This window comes from Pseudomonas sp. P1_C12 (genome assembly GCF_056406435.1).
Window position 1 is genome coordinate 253549 of record NZ_JBFUAE010000008.1, and the last position, 18309, is coordinate 271857.

15 protein-coding genes are annotated in these 18309 nt (G+C 60.6%); 9 read left to right on the plus strand and 6 right to left on the minus strand.

Annotation, left to right across the window (positions count from 1 at the left end):
* Nucleotides 1–77: 77 nt before the first annotated feature.
* The 5 genes from hslU to AC1D19_RS16655 all read right to left on the minus strand — a co-directional run bounded on the left by hslU (nucleotide 78) and on the right by AC1D19_RS16655 (nucleotide 7114).
* Nucleotides 78–1415 (minus strand): HslU--HslV peptidase ATPase subunit, encoded by a 1338-nt coding sequence (hslU, locus tag AC1D19_RS16635; RefSeq protein ID WP_477763821.1) that lies wholly within the window; start codon nucleotides 1413–1415, stop codon nucleotides 78–80.
* Between the two features lie 55 nt (nucleotides 1416–1470).
* Nucleotides 1471–2001, minus strand: a complete 531-nt coding sequence (gene hslV, locus AC1D19_RS16640) for an ATP-dependent protease subunit HslV (RefSeq protein WP_046031180.1) — start codon at nucleotides 1999–2001, stop codon at nucleotides 1471–1473.
* A gap of 232 nt (nucleotides 2002–2233) precedes the next feature.
* Nucleotides 2234–2947, minus strand: a complete 714-nt coding sequence (locus tag AC1D19_RS16645; RefSeq protein ID WP_218429685.1) for an SPOR domain-containing protein — start codon at nucleotides 2945–2947, stop codon at nucleotides 2234–2236.
* A 1-nt stretch (nucleotide 2948) separates the two neighbouring features.
* Nucleotides 2949–4685: an arginine--tRNA ligase gene (gene argS, locus AC1D19_RS16650; RefSeq protein ID WP_477763822.1), complete on the minus strand. Its 1737-nt coding sequence runs from the start codon at nucleotides 4683–4685 to the stop codon at nucleotides 2949–2951.
* A 209-nt stretch (nucleotides 4686–4894) separates the two neighbouring features.
* Entirely contained in the window at nucleotides 4895–7114 is a 2220-nt protein-coding gene (locus tag AC1D19_RS16655; RefSeq protein ID WP_477752178.1) for a primosomal protein N', read from the minus strand.
* 287 nt (nucleotides 7115–7401) lie between these two features.
* Between AC1D19_RS16655 and rpmE the strand changes: the two genes are divergently transcribed.
* The 3 genes from rpmE (at nucleotide 7402) to AC1D19_RS16670 (ending at nucleotide 9895) form a co-directional block, all read left to right on the plus strand.
* A complete protein-coding gene (gene rpmE, locus AC1D19_RS16660; protein WP_007975586.1) occupies nucleotides 7402–7620 on the plus strand; it encodes a 50S ribosomal protein L31 in 219 nt (72 codons plus the stop codon).
* Between the two features lie 35 nt (nucleotides 7621–7655).
* Nucleotides 7656–8444 (plus strand): thermonuclease family protein, encoded by a 789-nt coding sequence (locus tag AC1D19_RS16665; RefSeq protein ID WP_477763823.1) that lies wholly within the window; start codon nucleotides 7656–7658, stop codon nucleotides 8442–8444.
* A 182-nt stretch (nucleotides 8445–8626) separates the two neighbouring features.
* On the plus strand, nucleotides 8627–9895 hold the full coding sequence (locus tag AC1D19_RS16670; RefSeq protein ID WP_053153375.1) for a malic enzyme-like NAD(P)-binding protein: 1269 nt from the start codon (nucleotides 8627–8629) through the stop codon (nucleotides 9893–9895).
* Between the two features lie 238 nt (nucleotides 9896–10133).
* Here AC1D19_RS16670 and AC1D19_RS16675 read toward each other — a convergent pair whose 3' ends face one another.
* Nucleotides 10134–12575 carry a penicillin-binding protein 1A gene (locus tag AC1D19_RS16675; protein ID WP_477763836.1) on the minus strand — a complete coding sequence of 814 codons (2442 nt, stop codon included), beginning with the start codon at nucleotides 12573–12575 and terminating at the stop codon, nucleotides 10134–10136.
* Nucleotides 12576–12791: 216 nt separating this feature from the next.
* Between AC1D19_RS16675 and AC1D19_RS16680 the strand changes: the two genes are divergently transcribed.
* From AC1D19_RS16680 to aroK, 6 genes are read left to right on the plus strand one after another with little or no spacing between them, the layout of a single operon-like run.
* Nucleotides 12792–13856, plus strand: a complete 1065-nt coding sequence (locus tag AC1D19_RS16680) for a pilus assembly protein PilM (protein ID WP_477752176.1) — start codon at nucleotides 12792–12794, stop codon at nucleotides 13854–13856.
* Nucleotides 13856–14422, plus strand: a complete 567-nt coding sequence (locus AC1D19_RS16685) for a PilN domain-containing protein (protein WP_477752175.1) — start codon at nucleotides 13856–13858, stop codon at nucleotides 14420–14422. Before AC1D19_RS16680 ends, AC1D19_RS16685 begins: the two co-directional genes overlap by 1 nt.
* Entirely contained in the window at nucleotides 14419–15042 is a 624-nt protein-coding gene (locus AC1D19_RS16690; protein WP_477763824.1) for a type IV pilus inner membrane component PilO, read from the plus strand. The genes AC1D19_RS16685 and AC1D19_RS16690 overlap by 4 nt, the downstream gene beginning before the upstream one ends.
* The gene (locus AC1D19_RS16695) at nucleotides 15039–15566 is read left to right on the plus strand and encodes a pilus assembly protein PilP (RefSeq protein ID WP_477752173.1); all 528 of its coding nucleotides are present in this window, start codon (nucleotides 15039–15041) and stop codon (nucleotides 15564–15566) included. Before AC1D19_RS16690 ends, AC1D19_RS16695 begins: the two co-directional genes overlap by 4 nt.
* Nucleotides 15567–15579: 13 nt before the next feature.
* Nucleotides 15580–17652, plus strand: coding sequence for a type IV pilus secretin PilQ (locus AC1D19_RS16700; RefSeq protein WP_477763825.1), 2073 nt, complete (start codon nucleotides 15580–15582; stop codon nucleotides 17650–17652).
* Between the two features lie 4 nt (nucleotides 17653–17656).
* Nucleotides 17657–18175, plus strand: a complete 519-nt coding sequence (gene aroK, locus AC1D19_RS16705; protein ID WP_015093141.1) for a shikimate kinase AroK — start codon at nucleotides 17657–17659, stop codon at nucleotides 18173–18175.
* Nucleotides 18176–18309: the final 134 nt, after the last annotated feature.

Here is an 18309-nt window from a genome sequence, read left to right on the forward strand (position 1 = left end):
TTTTTGAAGCAAGATCAAAAGATCGCAGCCTGCGGCAGCTCCTACAAGTGTTTCGTTCTCACAGGAGAGTAGGTGACCTACAGGATATAACGGGACAGGTCTTCGTTCTGCGCCAATTCGCCCAAGTGGCTGTTGACGTAGTCGGCGTCGATCTGGATCACCTTGCCGTCATGGACGCTGGCCAGGTCGCCGGCGCTGAACGACACCTCTTCGAGCAGGCGCTCGAGCAGGGTGTGCAGTCGACGGGCACCGATGTTTTCGGTTTTCTCGTTGACCTGCCAGGCGATCTCCGCGATGCGCTTGATGCCGCTCGGCTGGAACTCGATGTCCAGGCCTTCGGTTTTCAGCAGTGCGCAATATTGCTCGGTGAGCGAGGCGTGCGGTTCGCTGAGGATGCGCTCGAAATCTTCCGGGCTCAGGGCCTTGAGTTCAACACGAATCGGCAGACGACCTTGCAGTTCCGGCACCAGGTCGCTTGGCTTGCTCAGGTGGAACGCACCGGAAGCAATGAACAGGATGTGGTCGGTCTTGACCATGCCCAGCTTGGTGTTGACGGTGCAGCCTTCGATCAGCGGCAGCAAGTCACGCTGCACGCCTTCGCGGGACACATCGACGCCGCCGGAATTGCCACGCTTGGCGACCTTGTCGATTTCGTCGATGAACACGATGCCGTGCTGCTCGACCGCTTCCAGGGCCTTGGCCTTCAACTCTTCATCGTTGACCAGGCGGCTGGCTTCTTCGTCGCGCACCATCTTCAGCGCTTCTTTGACCTTGAGCTTGCGGGCTTTCTTCTTGCCTTTGCCCATGTTGGCAAACAGGCTCTGCAACTGGTTGGTCATTTCTTCCATGCCCGGTGGCGCGGAGATGTCGACGCCGGCCATTTCGGCGACTTCGATTTCGATCTCCTTGTCGTCCAGCTGACCTTCGCGCAGGCGCTTGCGGAACAGCTGACGGGTGTTGGAGTCGGCAGTCGGGGCGTCGTCACTACTGAAGCCCATGCGTGCCGGTGGCAGCAGTGCGTCGAGGATGCGCTCTTCAGCAGCGTCTTCGGCGCGGTGGCGAACCTTGACGATTTCCTGCTCGCGCAGCAGCTTGATCGCGGCATCGGCCAGGTCACGAATGATCGATTCGACGTCGCGGCCGACATAGCCGACTTCGGTGAACTTGGTCGCTTCGACCTTGATGAACGGCGCATTGGCCAATTTTGCCAGGCGACGGGCGATCTCGGTTTTACCGACACCGGTCGGGCCGATCATCAGGATGTTCTTTGGCGTGACTTCAACGCGCAGCTCTTCAGGCAGCTGCATGCGGCGCCAGCGGTTGCGCAGGGCAATGGCGACGGCGCGCTTGGCATCGTCCTGGCCGATGATGTGGCGGTTAAGTTCGTGGACGATTTCACGGGGAGTCATGGACATAGTATTTAGCGGACCTCAAGCAAGAATGAGCCGTGGCGCGAAGGCCAACACGGGCTTACTCGGCGCAGTCCTGCTCCTCAATGGTCTGGGTGTGATTGGTGAATACGCAGATGTCGGCGGCGATGCCGAGGGCGGTTTCGACGATTTCCCGGGCCGACAGATCGGTTTTCTTCAGCAGCGCACTGGCAGCGGCCTGGGCGTAACCGCCGCCGGAACCCATGGCGATCAGGCCTTCTTCGGGTTCAACTACATCGCCGTTGCCGGTGATGATCAGGGAGGCGTCTTTGTTGGCGACCGCGAGCATGGCTTCGAGGCGGCTCAGGGAGCGGTCGGTGCGCCATTCCTTGGCGAGTTCGACGGCGGCGCGCACCAGGTGGCCCTGGTGTTTTTCAAGCTGGCCTTCGAAGCGTTCGAAGAGGGTAAAGGCGTCAGCGGTGGCACCGGCAAAACCGGCGATGACCTGGCCGTGGTACAGGCGGCGAACTTTTTTCGCGTTGCCTTTCATCACGGTATTACCAAGGGAAACCTGGCCGTCGCCGCCCATGACGACTTTGCCGTGGCGGCGAACTGAAACGATGGTGGTCAAGGGAAGAGTCTCCACGCTGCGGGGCGAAAATGCCTTATGCCCATTCATATGGGGGTGCTGGAGTGGATTTCAACTGTGGGGCGAGACGAGGGACGAATGGTGTGAATCGAGTTCTGGATATAGTGCCCTTTCAGGCGCATTCGCTGGCAAGCCAGCTCCTACAGGGTTTGTCGAATATTCTGTAGGAGCTGGCTTGCCAGCGAAGAACGATGACGAAGTGGCCCTGACGGGATCAGCGGCTCTGGCGTTGTTGTAACAACAAATTGCTGAAACCGGCACCGGCCAGTTGTTTCTGCGCAGTGGTCAGTTGTTCGCGGTTGCTGAACGGACCGACCAGAACCCGATACCAGGTTTCGTCCTTCACCGTGCCGGACTCAACCGCCACGGCCTGGCCCAGCAGAATGATCTGCGCCCGCACCTTGTCCGCATCAGTCTCTTTGCGGAACGAGCCAGCCTGCAGGAAAAACTTCGTCACAGGCGCAGCCTTGACCGGTGGCGCAGGTGGCGGAGTAATCCCGGCCAAAGCTGCCTGGGCGCGGGCCGTATCGATCTTCGCCGCTTCGGCCGGGGTGACCGGCGTTGTCGGGATGACCGGCACTTGCGGCGTCGGCAGGGTTTTTTCCGGCACGGCATCCGGCGGCACGATGACTTCCGATTCCGGCAGCAAGGTGTAGAAGTCGTACTTCGGCTTCACCGGCTGCGTCGGGCTCGGCGGGGTCTTGTTGGCCTCGGCGATCTTGCTGGCTTTCTGCTGTTGCTGTTGTTCGACCTTTTCACGCTTGACCGTGTCGCTGCCCTTGCCCGGTTCCAGCTTCATCAGAAATACGATGAAGGCGCCGACCGTCAGGCCGATGGCCATCCACAACCAACCCGGGATCGGTTGCTTTGCAGGAGCCTGGTAACGGCTGGCACCACGCTTGGGTGCAGGTTTTTTCTTGGCAGCCAACTTACATACGCTCCAGAGTTTCCAGGCCCAAGAGTTCCAGGCCTTGCTTGAGGGTGCGTCCGGTCAGCGCGGCGAGGCGCAGGCGGCTCTGCATTTGTGTCGGGGTATCGGCGGCGAGGATCGGGCAGTTCTCGTAGAAGCTGGAGAACAGGCCGGCGACGTCGTACAGATAGGTGCAGAGGATGTGCGGGGTGCCTTTTTCGGACACGTTGTTCAGAATTTCACCGAATTGCGCGAGTTTCGCCGCCAGTTCGTGTTCGTGCGCCGCTTCCAGAACGATCTGGCCGTCGACTTCGCTGAAGTCCTTGCCGAGTTTGCGGAACACGCCGGCCACACGGGTGTAGGCGTACAGCAGGTACGGCGCGGTGTTGCCTTCGAAGTTGAGCATCAGGTCGAAGTTGAAGCTGTAGTCACTGGTGCGGTGCTTGGACAGGTCGGCGTATTTCACTGCGCCGATGCCCACGACCTTGGCGATGTTGCGCAACTCGGCTTCGGCAAGTGTAGGGTTCTTGTCCTTGACCAGGGTGTAGGCGCGTTCCTGGGCTTCGGTCAGCAGGTCGATCAGCTTCACGGTGCCGCCATCACGGGTCTTGAACGGACGGCCGTCAGCGCCGTTCATGGTGCCGAAGCCCATGTGTTCCATTTCCATCGGATGGGTCACGAAACCGGCCTTGTGCGCCACGGCGAACACTTGCTGGAAGTGCAGGGCCTGACGCTGGTCGACGAAGTACAGCGCACGATCGGCCTTGAGCTTGCCGCTGCGGTAGCGCACGGCCGCCAGGTCGGTGGTGGCGTAGAGGTAGCCGCCGTCAGCCTTGACGATGATCACCGGCAGAGGGTCGCCATCGGCGTTCTTGAACTCGTCGAGGAACACGCACTGGGCGCCGTTGCTCTCGACCAGCATGCCTGCCGCCTTCAAATCATTGACCACGTTGATCAGGTCGTCGTTGTAGGCGCTTTCGCCCATTACGTCGGCCATGGTCAGTTTGACGTTAAGCAGTTCGTAGATCTTCTGGCAGTGGGACAGCGAGATGTCCTTGAACTTGGTCCACAACGCCAGGCAGTCAGCATCGCCGGCCTGCAACTTGACCACCAGGCCACGGGCGCGGTCGGCGAACTCTGCGGATTCGTCGAAGCGTTGCTTGGCGGCGCGGTAGAAGTTTTCCAGGTCCGACAGTTCGTCGCTGGTGATCGGGTTTTCCTGCAGATACGCCATCAGCATGCCGAACTGGGTGCCCCAGTCGCCGACGTGGTTCTGACGGATCACGGTGTCGCCGAGGAATTCCAGCACGCGGGCCACGCCGTCGCCGATGATGGTCGAGCGCAGGTGGCCGACGTGCATCTCTTTGGCCAGGTTCGGTGCCGACAGGTCGACCACGGTGCGCTGCACCGGGCCGGCCTTGCGCACGCCGATGTGGGCGTCGGCCAGGGCAGCGTCCAGGCGGGTCGCCAGGGCGTCGGTGTTCTGGAAGAAGTTCAGGAAGCCTGGACCTGCGATTTCGGTCTTGGCGACATTTTCGTCAGCCGGCAGCGCGGCGATGATTTTCTCGGCCAGATCGCGGGGCTTCATACCGGCCGGCTTGGCCAGCATCATGGCGATGTTGCTGGCGAAGTCGCCGTTCTTCTTGTCGCGGGAGTTTTCCACCTGGATCGCCGGCGACAGGCCTTCAGGCAACACACCTTCGTTGACGAGTTGGGTGATGGCTTGTTGGATCAGCTGGCGAATGGTGTCTTTCATGGTCTTCTCTTTCGACCGCAGGCGCGGCGGCGCATCATGCGCTGGTGGAAAAACTGGGCATTATCCGTTGCGAAGACGGGCTTGCCAACCTTAGCAGGCAGGATATGGATGTGTGGTGACAAAAGAGGCAAAGATCGCAGCCTTCGGCAACTCCTGCACGGATTGCGCGTTTCTGTAGGAGCTGCCGAAGGCTGCGATCTTTTGAGCGTTTAATACAAATCCACAGGATCAACATCCAAAGACCAACGCACCGCCCGCCCGCTCGGCATCTGCTCCAGCACCAACAGCCAACTGGCCAGCAATCGATGCAACGGCGCCCGGGCCGTAGCCTGCAACAACAGCTGCGCACGATAACGCCCGGCCCGTCGCTCCATTGGCGCCGGCACCGGTCCCAGCAATTCAATGCCGGTCAGACCCTGTTCGGCCAGCAAACGTTCGGCCTCGCTGCAGGCTTCATCCAGGAAGCCTTCGGCCTGACCCGGTTTGTGCGCCTCGGCTCTCAGTAACGCCAAGTGCGCAAACGGCGGCAATCCGGCCGCACGGCGCTCGCTCAAGGCCTGTTCGGCAAAGGCGAAATAGCCTTGCTCGGTCAATTGCACCAGCAGCGGATGGTCGGCCAGGTGCGTCTGGATAATCACTTTGCCCGGCTCTTCGGCGCGACCTGCGCGGCCGGCGACCTGGACGATCAGCTGAGCCATGCGCTCGCTGGCGCGGAAGTCGCCGGAGAACAGGCCACCGTCGGCGTCAAGGATCGACACCAGTGTCACCCGTGGAAAGTGGTGGCCTTTGGCAAGCATTTGCGTGCCGATCAAAATGCATGGCTGACCTTTTTGAATGGTTGCGAACAACTGGTTCATCGCGTCCTTGCGCGATGTGCTGTCGCGGTCGACCCGCAGCACCGGATAGTCCGGGAACAGAATCGCCAGGCGCTCCTCGGCCCGTTCGGTGCCGGCGCCCACGGGGCGCAGATCGACCTTGTTGCACTTCGGGCACTGGCGCGGCACGCGTTCGACGTAGCCGCAATGGTGGCAGCGCAATTCGCCGTGACGCTGATGCACGGTCATCCGCGCATCGCAACGCTGGCATTCGGACATCCAGCCGCAGTCATGGCACAGCAGGGTCGGGGCGAAGCCGCGGCGGTTGAGGAACACCAGTACCTGCTGCCCGGCGGCCAGGGTCTGGCCGATGGCTTGTTGCATCGGCCCGGAAATACCACTGTCCAGCGGGCGGCTTTTGACATCCAGACGCAGGAAGCGCGGCTGTTTGGCGCCGCCGGCTCGCTCGTTCAAGCGCAGCAGCCCGTAGCGGCCGGTGTAGGCATTGTGCAGGCTTTCCAGCGAAGGGGTGGCGGAGCCGAGGACAATCGGGATGTTTTCCTGGCGAGCCCGCACCAATGCCAGATCACGGGCGTGGTAGCGCAAGCCTTCCTGCTGTTTATAGGAACCGTCGTGTTCTTCGTCGATGATGATCAGGCCGGGGTTCTTCATCGGCGTGAACAGGGCCGAGCGGGTGCCGATAATAATGTCGGCCTCACCGTCCCGGGCGGCCAGCCAGGCCTCGAGGCGTTCACGGTCATTGACCGCCGAATGGATCAGCGCGATACGGGCATTGAAACGCTGTTCGAAGCGCGCCAGGGTCTGCGGGCCCAGGTTGATTTCCGGGATCAGCACCAGTGCTTGCTTGCCGGCCTCCAGGGTTTCGCGAATCAACTGTAAATAGACTTCGGTCTTGCCGCTGCCGGTGACGCCGGCCAGCAGGAACGCGTGATAACTGTCGAAGCCGGCGCGAATCGCCTCATAGGCGGCGCGTTGCTCCGGGTTCAGCGGCAGTTCCGGTTGCGCCAGCCAGTGTTCGTGGCGTACGCCCGGGGCGTGGCGGCGGATCTCGACCTGCACCAGCTCCTTGGTCAGCAGCAAATCCAGGCTGTCCTTGCTCAGCATCAGCTTGCTCAGCAACTGATGAGCGACGCCGTGGGGATGCTGGGCCAGCGTGGCCAGAGCTTCGCGCTGGCGCGGGGCGCGGGCGATGCGCGGATCATCGAGGCTGGCGCCCGGCGCGGCGGACCAGAAACGTTCCTGGCGCGTTTCGGCCAGCTCACCCTGGCGCAGCAACACCGGCAGCGCCCAGCTCAAGGTGTCGCCGAGGCTGTGCTGGTAATACTGGGAGGTCCACAAGCACAGCTTGAACAACGCGGGCGGTAGTGGTGGCGTAGCGTCGAGCAGTGCCAGGGCCGGCTTGAGTTTCTCGGCCGGCACTTCGCTGGTGTCGGTGACTTCCACCAGAATCCCGATCATCTCGCGCCGGCCGAACGGTACCCGCAGGCGCATGCCAGGGTGCAACTGGGCGCGCAGGACGCCGGCCGGAGCGCGGTAGTCGAACAGGCGGCGCAGCGGCGAAGGCAGGGCGAGGCGCAGAATGGCGTTGGGCACGCGGGGGGGTCTCGATCAACAAACAATAGGGGGCGTGACATATAACCTGTAGGAGTGAGCCTGCTCGCGATAGCAATCTTGCAGTCAACATAGTGGCGACTGGCAGACCGCTATCGCGAGCAGGCTCACTCCTACAGGGGATCGCGTATTGGGCCGGGAGCCTAGCAGACGACTGGTTTCAGGGACAGCTTGCGTGATCAGGATTGTCTGGTAGAATCCGCGGCCTAATTACGTGCGGTATTCAACAATAGTGTTGGGTGGCGGCACGCTAGCCTGAGGAAGACACCATGAAAGCTGATATCCATCCAGAATACCCGGCAGTTGCTGTTACCTGCAGCTGCGGCAACAAGTTCGAAACCCGTTCGACCTTCGGCAAAGCCCTGGCGATCGACGTTTGCAACGAATGCCACCCGTTCTACACCGGTAAGCAGAAGACTCTGGACACCGGTGGTCGCGTACAGAAGTTCGCCGACCGTTTCGGTGCTTTCGGCGCGAAAAAGGCCTAAGGCCGATCAACTTGGGAAGCCGCTACGGTTTTTCCATGCTGATGAAGAAGGCGTCCCTGGCGGGCGCCTTTTTTATGTCCGCGATTTGGCTGTCTGGCGCCCAGGCCTTTTGCCCGGCGCCAAGCGGCCTGACGCCCGTCGCGGTGCAGCGGGTAGTGGACGGCGACACCCTGCGCCTGAGCGATGGCCGCAGCGTGCGCATGATCGGCTTGAACACGCCGGAGCTGGGCAAAAAAGGCCGTTCCGACGAACCGTTCGCCGTGGCCGCGCGCAAACGCCTCGAAGCCCTGGTGGCGGCGAGTGACGGGCGGGTTGGGTTGGTGCCTGGCAAAGAAAGCAAGGACCATTATGGCCGCACCCTGGCCCATGTCTACGGTGCCGATGGCACCAACCTCGAAGCGCAGATGCTCGCCGAGGGCCTGGGTTTTCTGGTGGCCGTGGCACCGAATGTCGATCTGGTCGCCTGTCAGCAAGCCGCAGAGCGCAACGCTCGACAGGCCGGGCTCGGTGTGTGGCGCCAGTCGCCTGTACTGAAAGCGGAGCAGATCAGCACTTCCGGTTTTGCCGTGCTCAGCGGTCGTGTGAGCAAGGTGCAGCGCAATCGCGGCGGGGTTTGGATCGAGTTACAGGATTCTGTTGTATTACGCGTTGCACCCAATCTGTTGGCGCGTTTCGATGTGATTTCGCTGGAAAGCCTCAAGGGCAAGCAGGTCGAGGCGCGCGGCTGGGTGCTGGATCGCTCGCGCAAAGGCGGTCTCAAGGATGGCCAGGCGCGCTGGATGTTGCCCTTGACCGATCCGGCGATGCTTCAAGCGGCACAGTGATAAAAAATTGTAGACATTTTTTCTGTCGATTGTGAACAGTCTATCCCTTGTGTTCCGTGGCTCTTGGTCCAAAGTCGTAGGGCCGGGCGCTTGACAGGGGTGACCGGTCAGTCTTGTGGGGACTTTGCGAGGCGCGTATCCTCGCTGACCAGTCTGTCCAACAGTAAAAGCGGAATGCCAAAATGTCTGATCTGAAAACTGCCGCTCTCGAATATCACGCCAATCCTCGTCCAGGGAAGCTGAGTGTCGAGCTCACCAAGGCCACTGCTACCGCTCGCGACCTGTCGCTGGCCTACAGCCCGGGCGTAGCCGAACCAGTCCGCGAGATCGCCCGCGATCCTGAACTGGCCTACAAGTACACCGGCAAAGGCAACCTGGTTGCAGTCATTTCCGATGGCACCGCGATTCTCGGCCTGGGTAACCTCGGCCCATTGGCTTCCAAGCCAGTGATGGAAGGTAAAGGCGTACTGTTCAAGCGCTTCGCCGGCATCGACGTTTTCGACATCGAAGTCGACTCCGAAAGCCCGCAAGCCTTCATCGACACCGTCAAGCGCATCTCCATCACCTTCGGTGGCATCAACCTGGAAGACATCAAGGCACCAGAGTGCTTTGAAATCGAACGCGCTCTGATCGAGCAGTGCGATATTCCGGTATTCCACGATGACCAGCACGGCACCGCTATCGTGACCGCCGCTGGCATGATCAACGCCCTGGAAATCGCTGGCAAAACCCTGGCTGATGCCAAGATCGTCTGCCTGGGCGCCGGCGCTGCCGCCATCTCCTGCATGAAATTGCTGGTGAGCATGGGCGCCAACATCGAAAACATCTACATGGTCGACCGTACCGGCGTGATCCACTCCGGCCGTGACGACCTGAACCAGTACAAGGCTGTGTTCGCTCACGCGACCGACAAGCGCACCCTGGCTGACGCCCTGCAAGGCGCTGACGTGTTTGTAGGCCTGTCCGGTCCGAACCTGCTGAGCGCTGAAGGCCTGCTGTCGATGGCGCCTAACCCGATCGTGTTCGCCTGCTCCAACCCTGATCCGGAAATCTCCCCGGAACTGGCGCACGCCACTCGTAACGACGTGATCATGGCTACCGGTCGTTCCGACTACCCGAACCAGGTCAACAACGTACTGGGCTTCCCGTTCATCTTCCGTGGTGCCCTGGACGTTCGCGCCAAGCGCATCAACGAAGAAATGAAAGTGGCTGCGGCCAACGCCCTGCGCGAACTGGCCAAGTTGCCGGTGCCTCAGGAAGTGTGCGACGCCTACGGCGGCATCAAGCTGGAATTCGGTCGTGAGTACATCATTCCGAAGCCAATGGATGCCCGCCTGATCACCCTGATCTCCGATGCCGTGGCCAAAGCCGCGATCGAGACCGGTGTGGCGACCCTGCCGTATCCGAAGAACTACCCGCTGAAAAGCGTGGATGACGTGTTCAACGGCTAAGCCGTTGTAGCGCTTCAACGAAAAGCCCCGGCTTGTGAGAGTCGGGGCTTTTTTGTGCCTGAAGGTTTTGCATTGGCTGTGGGTGCCTCTTCGCTGGCAAGCCAGCTCCTACAAGAACTGCGTGTACCTGTAGGAGCTGGCTTGCCAGCGAAGAGGCCGGGTCAGGCGACACAAAAATCGATGCGCAATAAAAAACCCCGCACTTCTTTCAAGGGCGGGGCTTTTCAAATTGCCGCTATCAGAACAAATCGATCGGCGCCGCTTCATCCGCTGGCAGCGGGCTGCCAGGTGCCAGGCCGTTGCCCAGTTCGTTCCCCGACGGTGGCGTATCTTCGACCTTGAACAGCTCGAAGTAGGCCCCCGGGGTGCCCGGGCTGGCCGCGCGGCCGCTGACCGGATCGACTCGCAGGCTGAGTATGCCTTCCGGCTCCGGCTGCGTATGCGGCGGTTTGCCTTTGAGCGCGGGGCCCATGTAGTTCATCCAGATCGGCAGCGCGACGGTGCCGCCGAATTCCTTGCGGCCCAGGCTTTCCGGTTGATCGAAACCGGTCCACACGGTCGTCACGTAATCGGCGTTGTAACCGGAGAACCAGGCGTCCTTGGATTCGTTGGTCGTGCCGGTCTTGCCGGCAATGTCCGGGCGGCCCAGGGCCAGTGCGCGGCGACCGGTGCCGAGCTTGATCACGTCCTCAAGCATGCTGTTGAGGATGTACGTGGTGCGCCCGTCAATGATGCGTTCAGCCACGGCGGGTGCTTGTGGCGTCGACGTAGTGCCTGGGGCTTCGCTCACCGTTGCGTTGACTGTGAAGGCTTGAGGGGCGGTTGGCGCGGCAATGCCATCGCTGGCAGCACCGCCCTGAGGCACGCTTGGTGGGTTGGCGACGAACAGTGTGTCGCCGTTGCGGCTTTCGATCTTGTCGATGATGTACGGGGTGATCTTGTAGCCGCCGTTGGCGAAGGCGCTCCAGCCGGTGGCGATTTCCATAGGCGTCAGGGTCGCGGTGCCCAGCGCCAGGGAAAGGTTGGGTGGCAGGTCCTGTTTGTTGAAGCCGAAGCGAGTGATGTAATCGATGGTCTTGCCTACGCCCATCGCTTGCAGCAAGCGGATCGACACCAGGTTGCGCGACTTGTACAGCGCTTCGCGCAGGCGAATCGGGCCGAGGAAGGTATTGGTGTCGTTCTTCGGGCGCCAGACCTTGTCCAGGTACTCGTCGACGAACACGATCGGTGCGTCGTTCACCAGGCTGGAGGCGGTGTAGCCGCTATCCAGTGCGGCGGCGTAGACGAACGGCTTGAAGCTCGAACCCGGCTGGCGCTTGGCCTGCAATGCGCGATTGTAGTTGCTCTGTTCGAAGGCGAAACCGCCGACCAGCGAACGAATGGCGCCGTTCTGCGGGTCCAGGGACACCAGCGCGCCCTGGGCCTGAGGGATCTGGCTGAATTTCAACGAATTGTCCGGCTGACGCTGCACGCGAATCAGATCGCCCACTTGAGCCACGTCCGAAGGCTGCTTCGGATTGGCGCCCATGCTGTTGGTATTGAGGAACGGGCGGGCCCATTTCATGGTGTCCCAGCTCACGTGTTCCTGGCCGGTGCGGGTCAGCACTTGCAGGCCGTTCTTGTCGACCAGGGTCACGATGGCCGGTTCCAGGCCGCTGATGGTGCGTTGTTTGGTCAGCTCGGTGGCCCAGGCTTCGCGAGTCTTGCCCGGCAGCCGCGACTCGGGTCCGCGATAGCCGTGGCGCTGATCGTAGGTCATCAGGCCTTCGTGGACCGCGGTGTTGGCCAGCTCCTGGAGGTTGCTCGGCACCGTGGTGGTGACGCGGAAGCCTTCGGTATACGCGTCGCTGCCATAACGCCCAACCATTTCGGCACGGGCCATTTCGGCGATGTACGGGGCATTCACTTCTGGAGTCGGCACGTGATAGCTGGCGTTCAGCGGCTCGTTGACCGCAGTGGTGTAGTCGGCCTCGCTGATTTTTCCGAGCTTGTACATGCGCCCCAGGATCCAGTCGCGACGCTCCTTGCTGCGCGCCGGGTTGGCCAGCGGGTTGAAGCGCGACGGCGCCTTGGGCAGACCGGCGATCATCGCCATCTGCGCCAGGCTGACATCGCGGATCGATTTGCCGTAATAGACCTGCGCCGCCGCCTCGATGCCATAGGCACGGTTACCCAGATAGATTTTGTTGACGTACAGCTCGAGGATCTCGTCCTTGGTCAGCTGCCGTTCGATCTGCAGGGCCAGCAGGATCTCGGTGGTCTTGCGCGAAAAGCTGCGTTCGCTGCTCAGGAAGAAGTTCTTCGCCACCTGCATGGTGATCGTGCTGCCGCCGGACTGGATGTGTCCGCTTTTGACCAACTGGGTCGCGGCACGCATCAGGCTGCTCGGATCGACGCCGTAGTGGTTGGCGAAATTGTCGTCTTCAGCACTTAGTAACGCATTGATGAAATTGGGGGGAATGTCGGCGAAACGGATCGGCGTGCGGCGCATTTCGCCAAATTCTGCGATCAACTTGTTATCGCTGCTGTAGACCCGCAAAGGGATCTGCAACTGGATGCTTCTCAGCGCCTCCACGGACGGCAGCCCGGGACTAAGGTAGAGGTACGCCCCGCTCAGACCCAGAAGGAGTCCGCAGAAAACCGCGACGATGGACCAACCGAAAAACTTCAGCAGACGAATCAAGGCTTTTGGATATCCAGGGCAAAAATGAATTGGGCAACAGGGTTCAGGCTAAATGAGAACGACCCGCGCTTGAGCAAATGCGGAAAAAAACGCTGGGCATTATAAGCATTTTTCTGACCGGGAGCGTGGTTGACGCTGCTGTCAAGACGGGTGGATTGAACGCAATGGATATTGCAGAGTCCGTAACTCACGGAAAGTCATAGGGAATTGGTAGTGCCAGGACTCTTCAACAAAAAATCCAATACGCTCTTGGGAATCGACATCAGCTCCACCGCGGTGAAACTTCTGGAGTTGAGCCGTCAGGGCGAGCGCTACCGGGTCGAAGCCTATGCGGTCGAGCCATTGCCGGTCGGCGCAGTGATCGAAAAGAACATCGCTGAACTCGAAAGCGTGGGGTTGGCCCTCACGCGCGTGCTGATCAGGGCCAGAACCGGCCTCAAGAACGTGGCCGTGGCCGTGGCAGGCTCGGCGGTGATCACCAAGACCATCGAGATGGATGCAGGTCTTTCCGAGGACGAGATGGAAAGCCAGCTGAAGATCGAGGCTGATCAGTACATTCCTTATCCGCTGGACGAAGTCGCGATCGACTTTGAAGTCCAGGGCACCTCCGTGCGCAATCCGGATCGCGTCAACGTGTTGCTAGCCGCTTGCCGCAAGGAAAACGTCGAAGTCCGCGAGGCAGCCCTGACCCTGGCGGGGCTGACCGCCCGCGTGGTCGAGGTCGAGGCCTACGCGCTGGAGCGTTCATTCGAATTGCTGGCCAGCCGTCTCGCGGTTTCCGGGGAGTCTTCGACGGTCGCAGTGGTGGACATCGGCGCCACCATGACCACCCTGAGCGTGCTGCGCAACGGGCGGATTATCTACACCCGCGAACAACTGTTCGGCGGTCGGCAACTGACCGAGGAAATCCAGCGTCGCTATGGCTTGACGCTGGAGCAGGCGGGGCTGGCGCAAAAGAAGGGCGGTCTGCCGGATGACTATGCCGGTGAGGTCTTGCAACCATTTCGAGAGGCGCTGGTGCAGCAGGTGTCGCGCTCGTTGCAATTCTTCTTCGCCTCAGGCCAGTACAGCGTCGTCGACCATGTCCTGTTGGTCGGCGGTACCGCGTCGATCCCGGGGCTGGACCGTTTGATCGAGCAGCAATTGGGCACGCCGACCCAGGTTGCGAATCCTTTTTGCGAAATGACTCTGGGCAGCAAGGTCAATGGTGCTGCTCTGGCGAGTGATGCCCCGGCGTTGATGATCGCCTGTGGTCTGGCCCTCAGGAGCTTCGACTGATGGCACGGATCAACCTTTTACCTTGGCGCGAGGAGCGGCGTGAAGCCCGCCGCAAGCGCTTCCTGCTGGTCCTGGTGGCCGTGATGGTGGGCACGATGGGCGCGGTACTGGTCGCGAACCAGGCCATCAGCGGTGCCATCGACCGGCAAGTCGCCCGTAACGACTACATCGGCAAGCAAGTCGCCGTGGTCGATGAGCGGATCAAACAGATCAATGATCTCAAGGCGCGCCGTCAGCAACTGGTCGAGCGCATGCGCATCATCCAGGACCTGCAGGGCAATCGCCAAATCAGCGGGCGAATATTTGACCAGTTGGCGCGAGCACTGCCTGACGGCGTGTATTTCACCGAAGTGAAAATGACCGCAAAGACCTTGTCCATCACCGGCGCTGCGCAATCCAACAACCGTGTTTCAGAATTGATGCGCAACCTTGAGGCATCAGACTGGTTCGATGCGCCGAGCCTGACCGAAGTCAAGGCCACAGCTGCCGGCCAGGTGGAGCCGGCCAACGTCTTCCAGTTGACCGTTCGCCAGACTCAACCCGCAGCACCGGAGGGGGGCAAATGAGTCCATCCGAATGGTTCGAAGGGCTGCGCAAGATCGACATCAATGAGCTGGATACCAGCAACATGGGTTCCTGGCCGCCGCCGATCAAGTTTCTGGTGGTTGGTTTGCTCGTGCTTCTGGTGCTGGCCTTTGGCTATAACTTTTCCACCCGCGACCTTGTGAGCCAGCTCGATCTCAAGCGCGAGGAAGAGTCGACACTCAAGGAGCAGTTCGCCGACAAAGCCCGCATGGCGGCGAATCTGGATCTCTACACCCGGCAGTTGAAGGAGATGGAGAACGCCTTCGGCGTGCTGTTGCGGCAACTGCCCGGCGACACCGAAGTGCCCGGCTTGCTGGAAGACATCACGCGTACGGGCCTCGGCAGTGGCCTGGAGTTCGAAGAGATCAAGCTGCTGCCGGAGGTCGCCCAGCCGTTCTACATCGAACTGCCGATCCAGATCACGGTCACCGGGGATTACCACGACCTGGCCACCTTCGTCAGTGGTGTGGCCGGATTGCCGCGAATCGTCACCTTGCACGATTTCGACCTTGCCCCCCTCAGCCCCCAGGGTGGTCCGAAACTGCGCTTGAGCATCCTCGCCAAGACCTACCGCTACAACGACAAGGGACAGCATCAATGAGACCGGCGCAGTGTTTTTCGGTAGTGGTGGTGCTGTCTGCCCTGTCCGGTTGTGGCGCAGGCGATGACTACAACGATCTGGACGCGTACATGAACGAAATGCGCCTGCGTGGGCCGGGCAGGATTGAGCCAGCGCCGGTATTCCGGTCTTACCCGACATTCACCTACAACGCGGCGAATCTGCGCAGCCCGTTTTCGCCGCAGATCAGCACTGATCTGGCGGCTCAGCGGCGGGGTTCACGTAACGTCAAACCCGACCCTGGTCGGGTCAAGCAATACCTCGAAGGTTTCAACATCGAGCAGTTTGAGATGGTCGGCACCCTTTCCAATGTAACGGGCTCTTATGCCTTGCTGCGAGGGGCGGGTGGGGTCCATCGGATGAAAGTCGGCGATTACCTGGGGCGTAACGACGGACGGATCGTTGCAATCAATGGCTCGCAAGTCGAAGTGGTTGAAATTGTCCCTGATGGTCAGGGCGCGTGGCTGGAGCGTCCCCGGACCATCCCTTTGAAAGAGCACTCATAGTGGAACTCGAATAATGAACCGGATTTTCTCAACCTTCGGCCTTTCGCTATGGATAGCGCTGTTGTCGCCGATGGTACAAGCGGCCAATCTCAAGACGCTGGATGTCGCTACGCTGCCGGGAGACCGTGTCGAGTTGAAGTTGACGTTCGATGAGCCACCCCCGGTGCCCCACGGCTACACGACGGAATCGCCGGCCCGGATTGCCCTGGATTTGCCGGGTGTCGCCAGTCAGCTGGCCAGCAAGACTCGCGATCTCGGCAGTGGAAATGCCCGTAGTGCAACGGTAGTGGAAGCCCGTGACCGTACACGATTGATCATCAACCTGACTCAGCCGGCCCCGTACGACTCGCGAATTGAAGGCAACAATTTGCTGGTAGTTGTCGGGCAGGGTGTCAAGCCGTCGACATCCAGGCCGGCGGCTACAGCAGCAATGCCAGTTCCGGCACGAGCCGCTGCGCCGGCAGGCAAGGCCATCCGCGGTGTGGATTTCCAGCGGGGAACCCAGGGTGAAGGCAACGTGGTGATCGACTTGTCGGATCCATCGATGGCGCCCGACATACAAGAGCGCGAGGGCAAGATCATCGTCGGATTTGCCAAAACCCGATTGCCCGAGCCGTTGCGCGTGCGTCTGGATGTGAAGGATTTCGCCACGCCAGTGCAGTTCGTCAATGCCAGCGCCAGCGGCGATCGAGCCACCATCAGCATTGAGCCCGGTGGCAGGTTCGATTACTCGACCTATCAGACCGACAGCAAGCTCACGGTCAGCGTTCGCCCGGCGACGGTCGACGACCCGCAAAAGCGCAATGCCGGGCAACACGCCTACAGCGGCGAGAAGCTTTCGCTGAATTTCCAGGACATCGATGTACGTTCGGTGCTGCAACTGATCGCTGATTTCACCAACCTCAATCTGGTGGCCAGCGACACGGTGCAGGGTGGCATCACTTTGCGCTTGCAGAACGTGCCGTGGGACCAGGCGCTGGATCTGGTGCTGAAAACCAAGGGGCTGGATAAGCGCAAGGTCGGCAATGTCCTGCTTGTTGCGCCGGCCGATGAAATTGCTGCTCGTGAGCGCCAGGAGCTGGAATCACAGAAGCAGATTGCCGATCTGGCGCCATTGCGTCGGGAGCTGTTGCAGGTCAACTACGCCAAGGCGGCGGACATCGCCAAGCTCTTCCAGTCGGTGACCAGTGCCGAAGCGAAATCCGACGAACGGGGGTCTATCACCGTCGATGAGCGCACCAACAACATCATTGCCTACCAGACCCAGGACCGGCTTGATGAGTTGCGCAGGATTGTCACGCAACTGGATATCCCTGTGCGTCAAGTCATGATCGAGGCGCGCATTGTCGAAGCCAACGTCGACTATGACAAAAGTCTCGGGGTGCGCTGGGGCGGTTCGATACAGAACAAGGGCAACTGGAACACCTCCGGTGTCAGTAACGGGGTCAATGGGTCGTCAACCATTGGCACGCCCGGCAGTACCAGCACCAATTCACCGTTCGTCGACATGGGCGCGGTCAATAACACCTCGGGAATCGGCATCGCGTTCATCACCGATAACGTCCTGCTGGACCTGGAACTGACAGCCATGGAGAAAACCGGCAACGGGGAAATCGTCTCGCAACCCAAGGTGGTCACGTCAGACAAGGAAACCGCCAAAATCCTCAAAGGCACCGAGATTCCCTATCAGGAAGCCAGTTCCAGTGGCGCGACTTCGGTGTCGTTCAAGGAGGCTTCGCTGTCGCTGGAGGTGACGCCGCAGATCACGCCCGACAACCGGATCATCATGGAGGTCAAGGTGACCAAGGACGAACCGGACTTCCTGAACAAGGTCCAGGATGTGCCGCCCATCAAGAAAAACGAAGTCAACGCCAAGGTCCTGGTCAACGATGGCGAGACCATCGTCATTGGCGGTGTTTTCTCAAATACTCAGAGCAAGGTCGTAGATAAGGTGCCATTTCTTGGCGATGTGCCGTATCTTGGCCGCCTTTTCCGGCGTGATGTGGTTTCGGAGAAAAAATCCGAGCTGTTGGTATTCCTCACTCCGCGTATCATGAATAACCAGGCGATTGCTGTGAGTCATTGATTCTGTGCGAAATTTGATTCTTGTTGGACCGATGGGTGCTGGAAAAAGCACCATCGGCCGGTTGCTGGCCAAAGAGCTGCGCCTGCCATTCAAAGATTCCGATAAGGAAATTGAATTGCGCACGGGCGCCAATATCCCTTGGATCTTCGATAAAGAAGGCGAACCGGGCTTTCGCGATCGCGAGCAGGCAATGATTGCCGAGCTGTGCGATTACGACGGTGTGGTGCTGGCGACAGGCGGGGGCGCGGTCATGCGCGAAGCCAATCGCCGGGCACTGCATGCCGGTGGGCGGGTGGTTTATCTGCATGCGTCTGTCGAACAGCAGGTCGGCCGCACGGCCCGCGACCGCAATCGGCCATTATTGCGTACTGCCGATCCGGCCAAGACCCTTCGGGATCTGTTGGCGATCCGCGATCCGCTTTATCGGGAAATTGCCGACCTGGTGGTCGAAACCGATGAGCGACCGCCACGAATGGTCGTACTCGACATTCTAGAGCGCTTGCAGCAGTTGCCACCCCGTTAAAGCGCCGCGCGAAATGCGCTATCCTCGACGTCGCGCCATGACCGCTCAAGGTTGTGGCGGATGGCTTGCGAACGGCGTCACACCAGCAGAGGCCGTGGATATCCGTAAACTCAGGGCAGGATGCCTGATTCATC

Excerpts from the sequence above, each read along its gene's own strand:
- AC1D19_RS16700 (WP_477763825.1), top strand. The coding sequence starts at position 15,580 with ATGAACCGGATTTTCTCAACCTTCGGCCTTTCGCTATGGATAGCGCTG.
- AC1D19_RS16670 (WP_053153375.1), top strand. The coding sequence starts at position 8,627 with ATGTCTGATCTGAAAACTGCCGCTCTCGAATATCACGCCAATCCTCGT.
- rpmE (WP_007975586.1), top strand. The coding sequence starts at position 7,402 with ATGAAAGCTGATATCCATCCAGAATACCCGGCAGTTGCTGTTACCTGC.
- hslU (WP_477763821.1), bottom strand. The coding sequence starts at position 1,415 with ATGTCCATGACTCCCCGTGAAATCGTCCACGAACTTAACCGCCACATC.
- AC1D19_RS16665 (WP_477763823.1), top strand. The coding sequence starts at position 7,656 with ATGCTGATGAAGAAGGCGTCCCTGGCGGGCGCCTTTTTTATGTCCGCG.
- argS (WP_477763822.1), bottom strand. The coding sequence starts at position 4,685 with ATGAAAGACACCATTCGCCAGCTGATCCAACAAGCCATCACCCAACTC.
- AC1D19_RS16690 (WP_477763824.1), top strand. The coding sequence starts at position 14,419 with ATGAGTCCATCCGAATGGTTCGAAGGGCTGCGCAAGATCGACATCAAT.
- AC1D19_RS16695 (WP_477752173.1), top strand. The coding sequence starts at position 15,039 with ATGAGACCGGCGCAGTGTTTTTCGGTAGTGGTGGTGCTGTCTGCCCTG.
- AC1D19_RS16685 (WP_477752175.1), top strand. The coding sequence starts at position 13,856 with ATGGCACGGATCAACCTTTTACCTTGGCGCGAGGAGCGGCGTGAAGCC.